At 41.5% G+C, this 16034-nt stretch carries 14 protein-coding genes; 4 read left to right on the top strand and 10 right to left on the bottom strand.

What is annotated here, in order from left to right:
• Window positions 1-6 precede the first annotated feature (6 nt).
• The 5 genes from nqrC to cmk all read right to left on the bottom strand — a co-directional run bounded on the left by nqrC (window position 7) and on the right by cmk (window position 5102).
• A complete protein-coding gene (gene nqrC, locus ACFSKL_RS12380) occupies window positions 7-783 on the bottom strand; it encodes an NADH:ubiquinone reductase (Na(+)-transporting) subunit C (RefSeq protein ID WP_376886528.1) in 777 nt (258 codons plus the stop codon).
• Window positions 770-1984 carry an NADH:ubiquinone reductase (Na(+)-transporting) subunit B gene (locus ACFSKL_RS12375; protein WP_376886527.1) on the bottom strand — a complete coding sequence of 405 codons (1215 nt, stop codon included), beginning with the start codon at window positions 1982-1984 and terminating at the stop codon, window positions 770-772. Before ACFSKL_RS12375 ends, nqrC begins: the two co-directional genes overlap by 14 nt.
• Before the next feature lie 5 nt (window positions 1985-1989).
• Window positions 1990-3375, bottom strand: a complete 1386-nt coding sequence (locus ACFSKL_RS12370) for a Na(+)-translocating NADH-quinone reductase subunit A (RefSeq protein ID WP_376886526.1) — start codon at window positions 3373-3375, stop codon at window positions 1990-1992.
• A 131-nt stretch (window positions 3376-3506) separates the two neighbouring features.
• Window positions 3507-4409, bottom strand: coding sequence for a 4-hydroxy-3-methylbut-2-enyl diphosphate reductase (locus tag ACFSKL_RS12365; RefSeq protein ID WP_376886525.1), 903 nt, complete (start codon window positions 4407-4409; stop codon window positions 3507-3509).
• 15 nt (window positions 4410-4424) lie between these two features.
• Window positions 4425-5102 (bottom strand): (d)CMP kinase, encoded by a 678-nt coding sequence (gene cmk / locus ACFSKL_RS12360; protein WP_376886524.1) that lies wholly within the window; start codon window positions 5100-5102, stop codon window positions 4425-4427.
• Between the two features lie 79 nt (window positions 5103-5181).
• Here cmk and ade point away from each other — a divergent pair, with 79 nt between their 5' ends.
• Both ade and ACFSKL_RS12350 read left to right on the top strand, forming a co-directional pair.
• A complete protein-coding gene (gene ade, locus ACFSKL_RS12355) occupies window positions 5182-6816 on the top strand; it encodes an adenine deaminase (protein ID WP_376886887.1) in 1635 nt (544 codons plus the stop codon).
• Between the two features lie 234 nt (window positions 6817-7050).
• Window positions 7051-8190 (top strand): acyl-CoA dehydrogenase family protein, encoded by a 1140-nt coding sequence (locus ACFSKL_RS12350; protein ID WP_376886886.1) that lies wholly within the window; start codon window positions 7051-7053, stop codon window positions 8188-8190.
• Between the two features lie 568 nt (window positions 8191-8758).
• On the opposite strand, the gene ACFSKL_RS12345 is transcribed toward ACFSKL_RS12350, so the two are convergent.
• The 3 genes from ACFSKL_RS12345 to ACFSKL_RS12335 form a co-directional block, all read right to left on the bottom strand.
• Window positions 8759-9505: an MIP/aquaporin family protein gene (locus ACFSKL_RS12345; RefSeq protein ID WP_376886523.1), complete on the bottom strand. Its 747-nt coding sequence runs from the start codon at window positions 9503-9505 to the stop codon at window positions 8759-8761.
• Window positions 9505-10995 (bottom strand): glycerol kinase GlpK, encoded by a 1491-nt coding sequence (gene glpK / locus ACFSKL_RS12340; RefSeq protein WP_376886522.1) that lies wholly within the window; start codon window positions 10993-10995, stop codon window positions 9505-9507. Before glpK ends, ACFSKL_RS12345 begins: the two co-directional genes overlap by 1 nt.
• A gap of 324 nt (window positions 10996-11319) precedes the next feature.
• Window positions 11320-12882 (bottom strand): glycerol-3-phosphate dehydrogenase/oxidase, encoded by a 1563-nt coding sequence (locus ACFSKL_RS12335; protein ID WP_376886521.1) that lies wholly within the window; start codon window positions 12880-12882, stop codon window positions 11320-11322.
• A gap of 125 nt (window positions 12883-13007) precedes the next feature.
• On the opposite strand from ACFSKL_RS12335, the gene ACFSKL_RS12330 reads away from it, so the two are divergent.
• Both ACFSKL_RS12330 and ACFSKL_RS12325 read left to right on the top strand, forming a co-directional pair.
• Window positions 13008-13769 (top strand): DeoR/GlpR family DNA-binding transcription regulator, encoded by a 762-nt coding sequence (locus ACFSKL_RS12330; protein WP_376886520.1) that lies wholly within the window; start codon window positions 13008-13010, stop codon window positions 13767-13769.
• A gap of 202 nt (window positions 13770-13971) precedes the next feature.
• Complete coding sequence (locus ACFSKL_RS12325) at window positions 13972-14208, top strand: hypothetical protein (RefSeq protein WP_376886519.1); 237 nt, start codon at window positions 13972-13974, stop codon at window positions 14206-14208.
• Window positions 14209-14608: 400 nt separating this feature from the next.
• Here the strand turns inward: ACFSKL_RS12325 and ACFSKL_RS12320 are convergent, their stop codons facing one another.
• Entirely contained in the window at window positions 14609-15112 is a 504-nt protein-coding gene (locus ACFSKL_RS12320; protein WP_376886518.1) for a SixA phosphatase family protein, read from the bottom strand.
• A gap of 120 nt (window positions 15113-15232) precedes the next feature.
• Window positions 15233-15967 (bottom strand): RluA family pseudouridine synthase, encoded by a 735-nt coding sequence (locus ACFSKL_RS12315; protein WP_376886517.1) that lies wholly within the window; start codon window positions 15965-15967, stop codon window positions 15233-15235.
• Window positions 15968-16034 lie beyond the last annotated feature (67 nt).

Raw genomic sequence — 16034 nt, 5'->3', positions numbered from 1 at the left:
TCAAAATCAATTTAATTCTGCTACGTCAGTAGAGTTGCCTGACTTTTTCTTTTCGATGTAGGATTGGTAGTGGCCGATATAGTTTCTCAACATGGCATTCACTCCATTGGCCGTAATGGTAGCTCCAGAGAGTCCATCTACCTTGTGCTCTTCACCAGAATAGTCTTTCCCTTCTCCCTTTTGCATGATGACAGCTTGTAAGTCACCTCCTTCATCAAAAATCTTCTTTCCTTGATACCTGGCCTGTACGCTGTTTTCCGTGATTCTTGCTCCCAATCCAGGAGTTTCCCCTTTATGTGAGAATGTAACCCCTTCCACAGTATTCAAGTCTGTCTGAAGCGCCAAATAGCCCCAGATTTCATCCCAAAGACCAGCACCATATACAGGAAGGATATAAGAATCGACGGCGTCTTCATTTCCTTCTTCATGGTATATGAAAATCGGGTACAATCTGTCTTCCGGAGATTTTTTATAGTTTTTGCCAACATTTACTGTTTCAGCAACTATGGCATTTCCATCCGAATCTTTTTCTACTTCATTGCCTTCTATGTCAACTACCTTTGAGGCAATTCTAGCCTCGTAATATTCCAATATCTCTTCAGGACTCATTACTTTCAATTCTTCAGGCGCCATGACTGCACCAAGAATTTGCTTTTTGTTGTCCAAGTCTTCTGCCTTTTTTTGGATAGGCCCTAGTACTTGGGAAGTTCCTGATAGCAATAGTCCCAATACAACTGTTAGGATTACTGAGAAAGTGATGATATAAGCGTTAGACTGTTGCACGTTGTAACCTCCTTTTCTTGTTTGCTTTTACTACATAATAATCAATCAATGGCGCAAAGACGTTCATAAATAGAACAGCTAGCATAATTCCTTCTGGATAGGCTGGATTGGTTACCCTGATGATCACTGTTAAGAAACCGATCAATAATCCATATATCCATTTCCCGGTTTCTGTTTGGGCAGCAGATACTGGATCGGTTGCCATAAACACAATACCGAAAGCCAAGCCTCCCATTACCCAGTGGTATTCCGGACCCATTGCCATATATTCATTCACCGCAAAAAGGTTCATGATAAAGCCCATGATATATGCACCTGCAAATCCACTTACGATGATTTTCCAACTGGCTACACCAGTAGCAACCAAAATCAACGCACCGATCAATGCCATCAAGGTTGAGGTTTCTCCAATCGAACCTGGAATCCATCCCATAAATAAATTGGCGAATTCATAAAGGCCAGCACCCAAATCACTGTTGTGAGAGGACAGTGCTGCATTGACTGTTTCTCCTTCGACCCCTGCATTATAAGCTACTGCCAATGCTGTAGCTCCCGAAAAACCATCTACTGGAGCTTTATCTCCCAAATATGTCCAAACCTGATCACCTGAAATCTGTGCAGGATATGCGAAGTACAAGAATGCCCTTGCAGTCATGGCTACGTTTAGGATATTCATCCCCGTTCCACCAAATACCTCTTTTGCAATCACTACGGCAAATATAGTAGCCAATGCCACTTGCCATAAAGGCATAGTAGCAGGGACTACCAATGGAATCAACATCCCTGTCACCAAGAAGCCTTCGTTGATTGGGTGCTTCCTGATCACTGCAAATGCAGCTTCTACCAAACCACCTGCCGCATAGGCAACGATGACAATCGGTAAAACCAATGTAAGTCCTAAAATTGCTTTGTCTGCGAAATCATCCCACAATCCTGCTGTTTGCCCTGTAGCCAAGAAGTGTTGATGTCCTGTATTATAAATACCAAACAACAAACAAGGGATCATTGCAATCACAACTGTGATCATCATCCTCTTCAAGTCAATGGCGTCTTTTACTTGAGCACCCTTTATCCCATTCGTATGGTTTGGCGAAAACAAAAACGTCTCGCCTGCCTCAAATGCATAATAAAGACTCTCTAATTTTCCTCCTTTATGAAAAAGGGGTTTCTGCTTATCCAACAGATCTCTTAGAAACTTCATATTGATTAACTGTATTGAATTAAATCTATTCCTTTTCTAACTAATTCCTGTACTGGGTGTTTGGAAACATCCACAAACTCGCAAAGTGCCAAGTCTTCTTCCACGATTTCGTAAATTCCCAATTCTTCCATCTCATCAAAGTCCTCAGCCATGATGGCTTTCAACAGGTAAACAGGAAGAATATCCATTGGGGTTACACTTTCGAATACTCCGGTCTGGACAAATGCTCTTTCTTCGCCTCTGACGTTGGTGTCCAAAACAAACTCTTTGTTTGGTTTCAAGAATGAAAGTAGACCCAATGCCCTGTGAAAGCTTAGCTTGTCGGCAGTTGGCTTCATCCAGCCTAGGAACTCATGATATTCACCTTCAGGCAACAAAGTAAGTTGGTTGCTGTAGTAACCCAAATATCCATCTTTGTTGATCTTCTCACCAGTCAAGACATTTCCAGAAACCACGCGTGTCTCTGGGGCTATATCTGATTTCTCATCTGCCTGAAGATTTCCGTTGACCATGGTGTCTACACAAGCACCTAAAAATGTTTTGGTATATGCAGCTGTTTTGGCTCTTGAGCCGGTAATTGCAATTACTTTTGAAGCGTCATATTTGCCCTCAAGGAAAAGTTTGCCAATCTGGGCTACACCATATGGGCTGATAGTCCAAGCTACCTCGCCTTTGTTGATGGCATCGATGTGATGGATCTGAACTCCTACGTTACCAGATGGGTGTGGACCTGAGAACTTGTTGATTTGTGCATTCTGAACATTTGCGAATACCGAAGGTACTTCTGCATCTGCGTTTAGATTCAAATGAACTGTTCCATCGGTTAGCTTTTTCAAGATGTCAATACCTACCTGGAAGTATTTTTCCTCACCTTTCAAGGTAACCGCATAGTCCGGTGCCAATGGATGTGAATCAAAACCAGATATGAATATCGCCTTAGGCTTGTCGGCAGGATTGGCAACGATACCAAATGGTCTCTGGATCAACTGAGGCCAAACACCACTCTTGGTAAGGTTGGCTATAGCGTCTTCCTTGGACAGGGCTTTGATGGAGGATTCGGTGAATTTATCAAAACTCTCGTAGCTGATTTCGTTATCTGCAAGGATTTTGATCTCTAACAATTTTCTCTTTTCACCTCTTTTGATCTCAACGATTTCACCAGATACCGGTGCGACATATTGAACTTGATCCAATGCTTTGTCGAATAAAATCGGAGTTCCAGCCTTTACGATATCGCCTTCATTTACAGTGACTTTTGGTCTTTGTAAACCAATGAAGTCTGTAGGTTTGATAGCAAAGGTTTTGGCTGGCTGGAATTCTACAAGCTTTTTTTCAGCTTTTCCAGCGAGCTTAATGTCGAATCCCTTCTTAAGCTTAACTAGTTTTGACATATTTTTATGAACTGTATGGTCTTTTGAAAAACGCCTCAAATCTAATAAAATACATCAGTTATTAGAAGATAATTTCGGTATTATTTATCACCTTCTTGCTAAATGACATACTTACTACTCGTCTTTCAATTTTAATTGTTTTCAAATTCAAGGTTTGCTTCCAAGGTGTTGATGTGGTGCATTACTTGTTCCATCAACCACATAGGGGTCGAGGTTGCTCCACAAATACCAACCTTATCTTCTACACTGAACCACAATGGGTCTATCTCTGTTTCGTTTTCCACAAAATAACTTCTGGGGTTCTCGCCTTTACATACTTGGTAGAGTGCTTTTCCATTTGAGCTCTTTTTGCCTGATACAAAAATAATCACATCATTTTCCCTGGAAAAATTCAACAGTTGTGGCTCTCTGTTGGATACTTGGCGGCAAATGGAATCATTGGCATTGAAATCAACTTCTTTCAGGATCCCTTTTGCCTCTCTGATCCTGTTTTCGATTTTCTCTTTCAATTCATAAAAGCCTTTCGTGCTTTTGGTGGTTTGGCTGAATAGCGTGACCGGTTTGGTGTAATCTATCTTGTCCAAATCCTTGTCGTCCATGACGACGATTGCTTTTTCAAGTGTTTGGCCGGTCAGTCCGATTACCTCTGCATGGCCTTTTTTGCCATAGATGATAATCTGCCCTTTTTCCTTTTCCATTTTGTCAAAAGCCGTCTTGACCCTGTGCTGTAGTTTCAATACCACAGGACAAGAAGCATCGATCAATTCTATGTTGTTTTCAATTGCTGTTTTGTAGGTTTCCGGTGGTTCACCATGCGCACGGATCAAAACCTTGCAATTGTTCAGCTCCTGAAGTTTCTCTCTGTCGATCACTACCAATCCTTTTTCACTCAGTCTCTTGACCTCCATGTCATTGTGGACTATGTCCCCCAAACAGTAAAGCTGGTCGGACACTTCCATCTCATCTTCCGCCATTTTGATGGCGAATTCTACCCCAAAGCAATATCCTGAGTTCTTATCTATGGTAACTTTCATAATTCAAATTGATTATTAGCCAATTTTTTCTTTCGCAAGTGATACAATACGATCTACTTGATCTTCAAATTCCAAGAAACTAGTGTCTATCTCTACAGCATCTTCTGCTTTTTTCAATGGACTTTCTTTTCTTGATGAGTCGGTCTTGTCCCGCTCGTCCAGGTTGTCGATGATTTTTTGGATTTCCACCAAGTCACCTTTTTCCAATATCTCCTTTTGACGTCTTTCAGCTCTTATGCTGAGGTCTGCCGTCATAAAAACCTTGAGTTCGGCATCCGGGAACACTACAGTCCCAATATCCCTTCCATCCATGACCACCCCTTTTTTCTTGCCCAGCTTTTGCTGCTGCGACACCAATTCCTGTCGGACTTCTTTGATTTTGCTTACCTCGCTTACATAATCAGAGACACGCATGGTCCGAATCTCATCCTCAACATTCAGACCGTTGAGGTATGCTTCTTGTTTCCCGTTATTGGGATTGATTTGAAAGCCGACCTCCATACTGCCCAAAGATTTCTCAACGTCTTTGGGGTTGGTCAGTACTGTGCGGTTGTTCAAAAAGTGAAGTGTAGCAGCTCTGTACATTGCGCCAGAATCTATGTAAGTGTAACCCAATGCCTTGGCAACCGCTTTGGCAGTGGAACTTTTTCCGCATCCCGAAAATCCATCTATTGCAATTACGATTTTACTCATTTACTAAATTTGTCTTGCGCTTTTCTTTTCAGGTGCAAATATAGTAGTTTTAAATCTAATAATTTAAAAAGCTAATATGATGGATTGTTTTAGTGTTGAAGGGCAGCTGGTTGATATAGAAAACAGGAAAGTTTTCTCGGCTGAAGTCAAAATTGGTAATGGAAAGATCGTTTCTATCCGTAAGATCCAACACAATGATAGGCTTCCATATATGTTGCCGGGGTTCATAGATGCACATGTGCATGTAGAATCTTCCATGTTGGTGCCCTCTGAGTTTGCGAGGTTGGCTGTGGTACATGGTACGGTAGCCACTATATCAGATCCGCATGAGATAGCCAATGTCTGCGGGATGGAGGGTGTGGATTATATGATCGACAATGGAAGAAAAGTGCCTTTTAAGTTTTACTTTGGTGCACCTTCCTGTGTGCCTGCCACGCCTTTTGAGACGGCAGGCGGGGAAATTACTGCAGCTGATATCAATAAACTTCTTGAGAGAAAAGAGATAGTATACTTGGCAGAAATGATGAATTGGCCGGGTACTGTGAACAGGGATCCCCAGGTTATGGAAAAGATAGCCTTGGCTAAAAAGTATGGGAAACCTGTAGATGGACACGCCCCTGGATTGAAGGGGGAAGTTGCTGCAAAATATGCATCGGCTGGCATCACGACAGACCACGAGTGTTTTACCAAAGAAGAGGCGTTGGACAAACTCCAGTTGGGGATGAAAATAGCCATCAGGGAGGGGAGTGCTGCCAAGAATTTTGAGGCTTTGATCGATTTGATTGATCAGTATCCGGGGATGATTATGTTTTGCTCGGATGACAAACATCCGGACAACTTGGCTGTTTCGCATATCAATGAACTGGTGGCAAGGGCATTGAAGAAGGGGAAAAATGTTTTTGATGTTTTGAGGGCAGCATGCATTACTCCGATTGAGCATTACCGGTTGGAAGTTGGCATGCTCCGTGTAGGGGATGCTGCTGATTTTATCCTTTCGGAAGACATGGAAGAATTCAGAATAAAGGCTACCTATATCAATGGTGAACTTGTCGCAAAGGATGGAAAGACCTTGATTGGTAGGGTGGAAAATAAAGTCATCAACAACTTTCGGACTTCCTTGAAGACAAGTGTTGATTTTCGGATCAAAGCAGATAGTGCAGGAGTGAGGGTGATAGAAGCCTTGGATGGGCAATTGATCACACCTGAGATTCATGGGGCAATCAAGGTGGTGGGTGGATTTGCCAATTCCAATGTAGCCGAAGACATTCTGAAAATCACGGTAGTCAACCGCTATGAAGATGCACCACCAGCAGTAGCATTCATCAAAAATTTCGGGATCAAATCTGGGGCAATAGCTTCATCAGTCGGGCATGATTCGCATAATATCATTGCTGTTGGGGTGGATGATGACGCCATCACCAAAGCTGTAAATCTCTTGATCCAAGAAAAGGGAGGGGTCTCAACGGTTGATGGGGAAAAGGAAATGGTGCTCGCGCTTCCGGTTGGTGGAATCATGTCAACAGAAGATGGCTATAAGGTGGCAGAAGCCTATACGAAAATCGATCAGATGACAAAGTCTATGGGATCCAAACTCCAGTCTCCATTTATGACTTTGAGTTTTATGGCACTTTTGGTTATTCCCGATCTGAAGTTGAGTGATAAAGGGCTTTTTGATGGGCAGAAGTTTGAGTTTGTGGATGTGTTTTTGGCTTGAAATCAATTGGTTATGTAAATTACACTTCTTCAATTTTAAAATTTATATTTTGAGTTTTGGAAAGGATATGGAATAGAGTTTTTCAATATGGACTTTGTGAGGATTTATTCTTTTGGTTTTTAGGGAAATATATGCAGAATGATAGGTTTTAAGGAGTGATTTCGAACTTATGGTTTGGAAGGAAGTTTCTATATTAGAGGAAAATATAACCCAAATAAATAACTTGATATTATGATGAATTTTGAGCTCAATGAAAATCAGGCGATGATCGCCCAGATGATTAGGGATTTTGGAGCAAAAGAGATTACCCCATTCAGAAAAGAATGGGATGATAAACAGTATTTCCCAATCGAAGTATTCAAAAAGCTAGGAGAACTTGGTTTGATGGGTGTATTGGTTCCTACCGAATATGGTGGGGCTGGTTTTGGATACTTTGAATATGTCACAGCTATTTTGGAATTGTCTAAGTTGGATCCATCCATCGGGTTATCTATGGCAGCTCACAACTCACTTTGCTCAGGCCACATCATGATGTTTGGGAATGAAGAGCAGAAAAAGAAATATTTGCCAAAACTCGCCACCTGCGAGTATTTGGGTGCTTGGGGATTGACTGAGCCGAATACGGGGTCAGATGCAGGCAATATGCGTACTGTGGCTGTCGAAGATGGGGATTATTATGTAATCAATGGAGCGAAGAACTTTATCACACATGGAGTATCTGGTGATGTGGCAGTCGTGATAGCAAGGACAGGAGAAGTAGGTGATTCCCACGGGATGACGGCTTTTGTAGTGGAAAGAGGTACACCTGGATTTAAGGGAGGCAGGAAAGAAGACAAGCTCGGCATGCGTGCTTCGGAGACTGCTGAGATGATTTTTGAAGATTGCAGAATCCACAAGGATCAAATCCTTGGAGAGGTGGGTGCAGGCTTCATCCAATCTATGAAGATCTTGGATGGAGGAAGGATTTCTATTGCAGCCTTGTCATTGGGAATAGCAGAAGGTGCATTGGAAGCATCAATTCAGTATTCCAAAGAGAGGCAGCAGTTCAATCAGCCGATCAGTAAGTTTCAGGGCATTTCTTTTAAGTTGGCAGATATGGCCACTCAGGTGGAGGCTGCCAAGTTGTTGACTTTCAAGGCTGCGGATCTCAAAAACAGAGGAGAAAAAGTGACTTTGGCAGGAGCCAAGGCAAAACTATTTGCCTCAGAGGTTTGTGTTGCTGTTTCCAATGAAGCAGTCCAGATTTTTGGTGGTTATGGGTTTACAAAGGATTATCCTGTGGAGAAATATTATAGAGACTCTAAGCTTTGTACCATTGGTGAAGGTACTTCTGAGATTCAGAAGCTGGTGATATCGAGAGAAATATTGAAGTAGTCAACTACGCCACGGCACAAGTGTCGACTGTCAATAGACAACGGAGTTCAAATGACATCTTCTAACTTATGATGGTTATCCGTAGCTTTCATTTAGTTGATTTGATAGATAATCACGTAGTTATATATTAAGAGTCTAACTCTTCCAAAGTTTTAAACTTTGGAAGAGTTTTTTTATTCTATTGCTTTCCAGTTTCTGATTTGGATTTCTTCTCTTTCTTGATCGTCTTAAGCCTATTATATTATTGCAAAAAAAAAGGATGTCGTCCAAATAATGCCAAAGCCTTATTCTTGCAGGTTTCTTTTCGTCATTTTATGTAATCTTGGAATCCAATTCCTTATTTGCATAAAATATTATAATTTTCATAACGTATGAAAATCTTAGCGATAATTGCAATTTGGTAATATCTGGTTGATAAGATAGGTCAGCGCTCATTGATATCAAACTGTCACGTATTGATTCAGTACGCAATAGAACACTGATGATGCAGATTTAGCTGATTGGCACGGATAAAAATCAGCGTTCATCAGCTCAATCCCGATTCGGGACAGGCTCAGGGGCATTTCGATTAAACCATCCCACCGACTCCGAGCAAGAGATAGATCCCGGCGGCCAAAGAAGCCCCTATGATCGGACCTAGTATCGGTACCCAGCTGTATGCCCAGTCACTTCTGCCTTTGCCTTTGATCGGGAGGATCTGGTGCATGATCCTTGGTCCTAGGTCACGAGCAGGATTGATCGCATAGCCGGTAGTTCCTCCCAAGGATAAGCCTATCACCCATACCAAAAAAGCCACTGGCAATGCGCCAAGTGAGCCTAAGCCTATAGGAGTATTGTTCCCATCTTGCAAAATGGGCTCTGTAGAATAGAGTATCACAATAATCAATACTGAGGTGCCAACAATCTCAGAGATCAGGTTGGAGGAAAGGTTCCTGATGGCTGGTGCTGTTGCAAATGGAGCGAATTTCAAGCCTGGGTCATCTGTGGCATCGAAATGGTCTTTGTAGACCAGCCAAGCGATTCCCGATCCAAACATAGCTCCAAGAACTTGTGCCAATACATACTTGGGAACATCTCTCCAAGGGAAATCTCCTGTGATTGCCAGAGCAATACTGACAGCCGGATTGAGGTGCGCGCCACTGTGTGGACCAGCGACCACTACTCCTATAAATACGCCCAATGCCCATGCAGTGGTGATGACAATCCATCCTCCATTTTGTCCTTTGGTCTTGTTCAAGACCACATTGGCAACTACTCCCGAGCCCATGGCTAGCAAAAGGGAGGTGCCTACAAATTCTGCTACAAATACATCCATTATTCTACCCAGTTTTTAGATCTTTCTACTGCCTTATGCCAAAAATGTAGATATTTCTCGACTTTTTTCTTATCCATTTCTGGATCGAAGCTCTTATCTACTTCCCAGAGTGATTTGAGCTCTTCTTCATCTTTCCAAAATCCAACCGCCAATCCTGCCAAAAATGCTGCGCCGATTGCAGTGGTTTCGATGATCTTTGGCCTGGTGATTTTGCAATCGAGGATGTCAGCTTGAAATTGCATCAGGAAGTTGTTGGCTGTAGCTCCTCCATCTACCCTCAGTTCCTTTGTCGGTTCTCCACTGTCTTTTTCCATGGCTTTGAGGACATCATTCACTTGGTAGGCGATGGCTTCCAGGGCAGCCCTAGTCATATGGGCAATGGTTGTCCCCCTGGTAATCCCAAAAAACGCTCCCCTGGCATCCTGATCCCAGTGTGGAGCACCGAGACCAGATAATGCTGGGACAAAATATACTCCATCGTTGTCTTCTAGGCTGACCGCAAGTTTTTCGCTTTCTTTTGCATCTCCAAAAAACTCAATTCCATCCCTCAGCCATTGGATGGCAGCTCCACCAATAAATACTGAGCCTTCCAAGGCATAATTTACTTTTCCATTGATCTCCCAAGCCACGGTAGTCAGTAATCGATTCTCAGATTTTACAGGCTTTTCTCCTGTGTTCATTACCAAAAAACATCCTGTGCCATAGGTTGTCTTGGCCATGCCTGACTGGGTACAAAGTTGTCCGAAAAGTGCTGCCTGCTGGTCTCCGGCAATTCCGGCGATTGGGATTTTGACGGATAAAATATCACCGGATGTCTTGCAGTAGATTTCTGAACTTGATTTGACTTCAGGGAGCATGGATTCTGGGATGTCAAACAGTTCCAGCAATTCTTTGTCCCATTGCTTTTCATGGATATTGAAAAGCATCGTTCTACTGGCATTGGAAATGTCGGTTAGGTGGTTTTCACCTCCAGTGAGTTTCCATACCAACCATGTGTCTATTGTCCCAAAAGCCAATTCTCCATTTTTTGCTTTCGCTCTTGCGCCTTCTATATTATCAAGAATCCATTTGATTTTGGTAGCCGAAAAGTAGGCATCTAAGATTAACCCTGTTTTTGAAGCGATCGGCTCGGCTTTCCCTGCTTCCTTCAATTCATCACAGTAAGCGGATGTCCTTCTGTCTTGCCATACTATTGCGTTGTAAAGCGGTTTTCCTGTTTCTCTGTCCCACACGATGGTGGTCTCCCTTTGGTTGGTGATACCGATTCCGGCAATCTGATTTGCTTTGATATCTTCATTTGCCAATGATTCAATCATTACAGCTGACTGGCTGGTCCAGATTTCCTGCGGATCATGCTCCACCCATCCGGATTTTGGGAAATGTTGCTTAAAGTCTTTCTGTGCCACAGACACTATCTGACCTTTCTTGTCAAATATAATGGCTCGTGAACTTGTAGTGCCTTGGTCAAGTGCTAAAATATATTGGGACATTTTCTTTGGGTTAATGGTTAATTAGGTATTTGGTTATTTGTTGAATTATAGTTGGGAATAGGTTTGAGATATAATAGAAATATTGTAGAAATAAGATTGAAATACAATGGAAATAAAGTTGATATATTGCGGAAATACTTTTGATCAACAGCTATTATTTCTGAGAAGCCATATCTCAATAATATTTCGCCAGACTTGTCTGCAAAAGCCAAAGGCATATTTCCATTTATTTCACGCCAGTAATATTTCGCCATAGGCTTATTTCACTTCCAATATCTACAATATCCAAGAATATCAATCAATAACTTGTCCGCAGTGGCGGATCTATTTCAATATATATTTATTTGCTGTTTTTTCGAAATCGGTGATTGCTTGTTCTATCCATGTTTCGTCCATTTTGAGTTCTCTTGCCATGATTTCTGCAACTTTAGGTGCCATTGCGATAGCGGCTTTGGCATCGAGAAAGAGAATCCTAATCCTTCTGGCGAGAAGATCTTCTACTTTCATTGCCATTTCATTTTTTACAGCCCAGACCACTTCTGCTTCGGTATAGGGATAGGATGGGTGCAACAAGTTGCTAAATTGGGGGTTTTCTTCAATCATCTTTTGGATAGTGGCTGCATCTGCCCCGTAGCCTTGCCAGTGTCCTTTTTGCGGAGCAGTGGTATAGCCTCGGTAATGAATATTTGCTGAAGCACTTGGTTTGATGTTTTCTCCGGTTACTGTGGTGAATTTTTCCACAGTGTCTTCTCCCATTTTTCGGAATGTCGTCCATTTGCCGCCTGTGATGGAAGTCAAGCCACTTTCAGAGACGATTACCTTGTGGGAACGGGAAATCTCTTTGGTTTTGGTACTTCCTTCTTTAGGTGCTGCAAGTGGTCTTAGTCCCGCATAGACAGAAAGGACATCCGCTTTGGTGGGTGTTTTCACCATGTAAGCAGCGGCTGTTTCCAGCACAAAATCTATCTCTTTACTCAAAGCTTCTGGTTCCAGTTTGGCTTTTTCACGCAACGTGTCCGTAGTACCTACTACCAATTTGTCTTGCCACGGAACAGCAAAAAGAACCCGTCCGTCCGAAGTTTTTGGGATCATCAAGGCATCATTTCCACCAAGAAAAGATTTGTCCAAAACCAGATGGATTCCCTGGCTAGGTTGAATACTTTTCGGTGCATCTGGCTGGTCGAGTTGAAGGATTTTGTCTGCGAATACCCCTGTTGCATTGACCACCATCCTTGCCTTGATTTTATAGTTTTTCTTACCGATCAAATCCCTGACCTGAATCCCAGTAATCTTTCCTTTCTGGTTTTTGACCAAAGCATTGACTTTGGTATAATTGAGCATATTGCCCCCCATTTCATTGCAGGTGATGGCAATGCTCAAAGCCAATCTCGCATCGTCAAACTGACCGTCGTGATAGACCACGCCTCCCTTGAGACCATCTTGTTTGATCTGTGGAAGCCTGCTGAGTGTTTCTGCTTTTGAAATAAATCTGGATTTTCCCAATCGAAGCCTACCTGCCATCCAGTCATAGATTTTCAATCCTATGCTGTATTGAAGTCGATCAAAAAATGTATAGATCGGTATGATAAAAGGTTGGTTGTGGGTGAGGTGTGGGGCATTTTGTAAAAGCCTTCCCCTTTCTTTGAGCGCTTCCAAGACAAGCATTACATCTCCTTGTGCCAAGTATCGAACTCCTCCGTGAACTAGTTTTGTGCTCCTACTGGAAGTGCCTTTTGCAAAATCCGCTTTTTCGACCAATACCACAGAAAGCCCTCTCGAAAGTGCATCCAAAGCTACACCAAGCCCCGAAGCACCACCTCCAATGACTGCGATATCCCAAGTTTTGGTTTCTATTTCTAGTTTTTTAAGGTTTTCTATCCTATTCATTTCATCAGTATTTACTTCAAACATAATACAAAAAGAAACAAAAAGAAATAAATAGAAACTAAAAAATAGAAATTATTTATTTTTTGTATCCAAAAGCCTATCTTTAACAAAAAAAGAAAGCTTACATGACCATCACAGAAAGGCATAAATATATTTTGGATAAACTCAATGAAGCGGGGATTGTCCATGTAACTGATCTTAGTAAGGAGCTGGATGTTACTGTGGTGACAGTGAGAAAGGATCTGAAGTTGTTGGAAGACAAAGGGCTGCTTTACCGTTCCCATGGTTCGGCGACCCAAAATTCCCCCTATGTCAATGACAGACCTGTACATGAAAAGAAGCTTGAACGGGTGGAGGAAAAACTAAAAATCGCCCAAGCTGCAGTTCAGCTTGTGGTGGAGGATGAGGCGATCATTATCGGATCTGGAACTACAGTGGTGTCATTTGCCCAGATGCTTCCAAAAAACCAAAAATTGACAGTGCTTACAGCGGCCATGAATGTCACCTTGGCGTTGATTGACTCATCTGAAGTGGAGATCGTACAGCTTGGAGGAGTAGTCAGGAAAAGCAGTAGTTCTGTTGTGGGTAATTATGCTGAGGAAATGATGCGGAATTTTGCCTGCAGCAAATTGTTTTTGAGTGTGGATGGGATCAGTTTGGATTTTGGACTCACTACCTCCCATATGATGGAAGCACATCTCAATGCCCAAATGATCAAATCTGTACAAAAGACCATCGTTTTGGCGGATTCCAGTAAGTTTGGGAAAAAAGGTTTCGGTAAGATTTGTAATTTGGATGATATCGATGTGGTCATTACCGATTCCGGAATTCAGGAAATGTATAGGGAAAAATTGGAAGAAATGGGGATAGAGGTGAGGGTGGTTTGATAGCAGCTTTTCAAAAGTTTATATTATTGCCTAAAATCTTTCAGGTTTTTTCGATAACCATTCAGGATACTGGAATAAATTAATGTAGATATAGTGAAGGCTTTCCTTTTAGGAGATGCACCTTTTAGGATAGTTTTTTGCGTTTTTAAGTCTTAATATAAATAAGATTCATTAATTTTATTTTGCACATTCAAGCTTAATTATGACTATTAAAGCAAAAATTATTGAAAAAATCGAACACATTGATGATGAAGAGCTCTTAAATGAAATTTATTCATGGGTAGAAAATATTGAAGGAACTGGATGGAATCATTCATTTGAAAAAGCTGAAATACTAGCTGTTCAAGAAGGCTATGAGCAATATTTGGCAGGAAAAACATTCTCTCAAAAGGAAGCGTCTGAACAATTTGAAAAATGGCTGTCTCAAAAAGAGAAATAAAGTGGACCCAAAGAGCAATAAATGATAAAGTTTCTATTTTAGATTATTGGTATAATAGGAATAAGTCTACCTATTACCCGATTAAACTTAACTTAGAATTTAAGAAAACTCTTATTCTTTTAGCTAAATCTCCAGAAATTGGATTGAAATTCAATGGTAATCCGCAAATTCTTTTTAAATTAGTTAGAGGCTATAGACTCTACTATTGCTATGACAGTATTTCTTTAACATTGTTAACGATATGGGACACCAGAAGAAACCCTGATACTTTTAAAGTTTGAATTTACCGAAGTTCGGTTTATTCTTTTTGAATGATTTATAAACTAGGGGGCATTAACAGAAAAGATTACTTGCAATAAGGATACTAATCAAGTGGGTATTCAGGCATAATTGTAGAGAATTAAAACTCTTTATACAACCTTCTCACTACACTCGAACTTCCGTCAGATTCCAGAGTCACTTCGAAGATATAATCATATTCTATATCCTCCAGTTCTTCAAACTTACCACCCTCGTCTACGAAATAATTGACAAGGTGATGAATGGTGTTGCTGTGGCCTACTACCACCACATTTCCTTTCCTTTTCTTTAGCTCTTCTACCAAATCGTCATGATTTTGGGGGTCATAGATCTCAATGGCTATTCCTGCAATATTGGAAATGGGCTGCAAAGTAGCTTTGGTCCTTACCGTACTTGTGCTGAATGCATGCTTGATTTGCTTGTCTGTCAATATTTGGCCCAACTTTTTGGATCTCACTGTGCCTGCTACACTGAGTTGGGGATCGTCTGTGTCCAGCATTTTTTCGGCATGCCTTACGATGTAGACTGTTTTGGCCTCTTGCTTTGGCGAACAGCCAAAACCAATAATGATCAATGTCAGGATGATAAGAAAGCTATTCTTCATTTGGTGATTCTTTTAACTTTTCAATTCGGGCAATAACTACAAATAACCTGTCCGCAGTGGCGGATCAAATATCAATCAATATCAAAATATCATACCTTCTAAATTAACAGAAGATTTACATTACCCACTAAACGTATTGTCCAGATACTGATCCTTGGCTTTGATCTCTTCAAACTCCAGGTATTGCTCCCAAAATGGCTCTTCCGGCAAAGCTGCACGAAGGATTAATTTTTCTTTCTTGATGGGATGGATAAATACCAAATGGAAGGCATGTAGATTGATACTCAAATCAGGGTTTGGTTTTACGAAACCATATTTCACATCTCCCCTGATCGGACAGCCTATGGATGCCAGTTGAACTCGGATTTGGTGCGGCCTTCCTGAAACCGGCCTTACTTCCATCAGCCAATGGTCATTGAGCTTGCCCAATCTTTTGTAATTCAATTCTGCTTTTTGTGAGCCTGGAACTTCTTTTTCAAAAGCACTCACATAATTGCGCTGCTCGTCTTTGACCAAATAATGGGTCAATTTGTCCATTTCCTCCCTTGGTTTCTTTTTCACGATAGCCCAATAGACTTTGTGGATGTCTCTTTTTCTGAAGAGTTCCATCATTCTCTCAAGTCCCTTGGAAGTACGGGCAAAGACTACCAGTCCACTGACAGGTCTGTCAAGCCTATGAACAGGATGAAGAAATACATCACCTGGTTTATTGTATTTTTCTTTGATATACTCTCTACAATAATCTGTGAGGGTCTTATCCTTGGTTTTATCTCCTTGTACCAATATTCCGGCAGCCTTATTCACCACCAAAAGATGGTTGTCTTCATAGACGACTGAGAATGGTTTTTTTTTCATGTTTTATAAACTGTTTTTCAATTGTCACATGGTCCCGAAAGCTCGGGATGACGATTAAAATAATCAT

The organism is Belliella marina (assembly GCF_042682445.1).
In the GTDB taxonomy this organism is placed as follows: Bacteria; Bacteroidota; Bacteroidia; order Cytophagales; family Cyclobacteriaceae; genus Belliella; species Belliella marina.
Note: the sequence above shows the minus strand (reverse complement) of the source record. Positions and strands in the feature narration are given on the sequence as shown.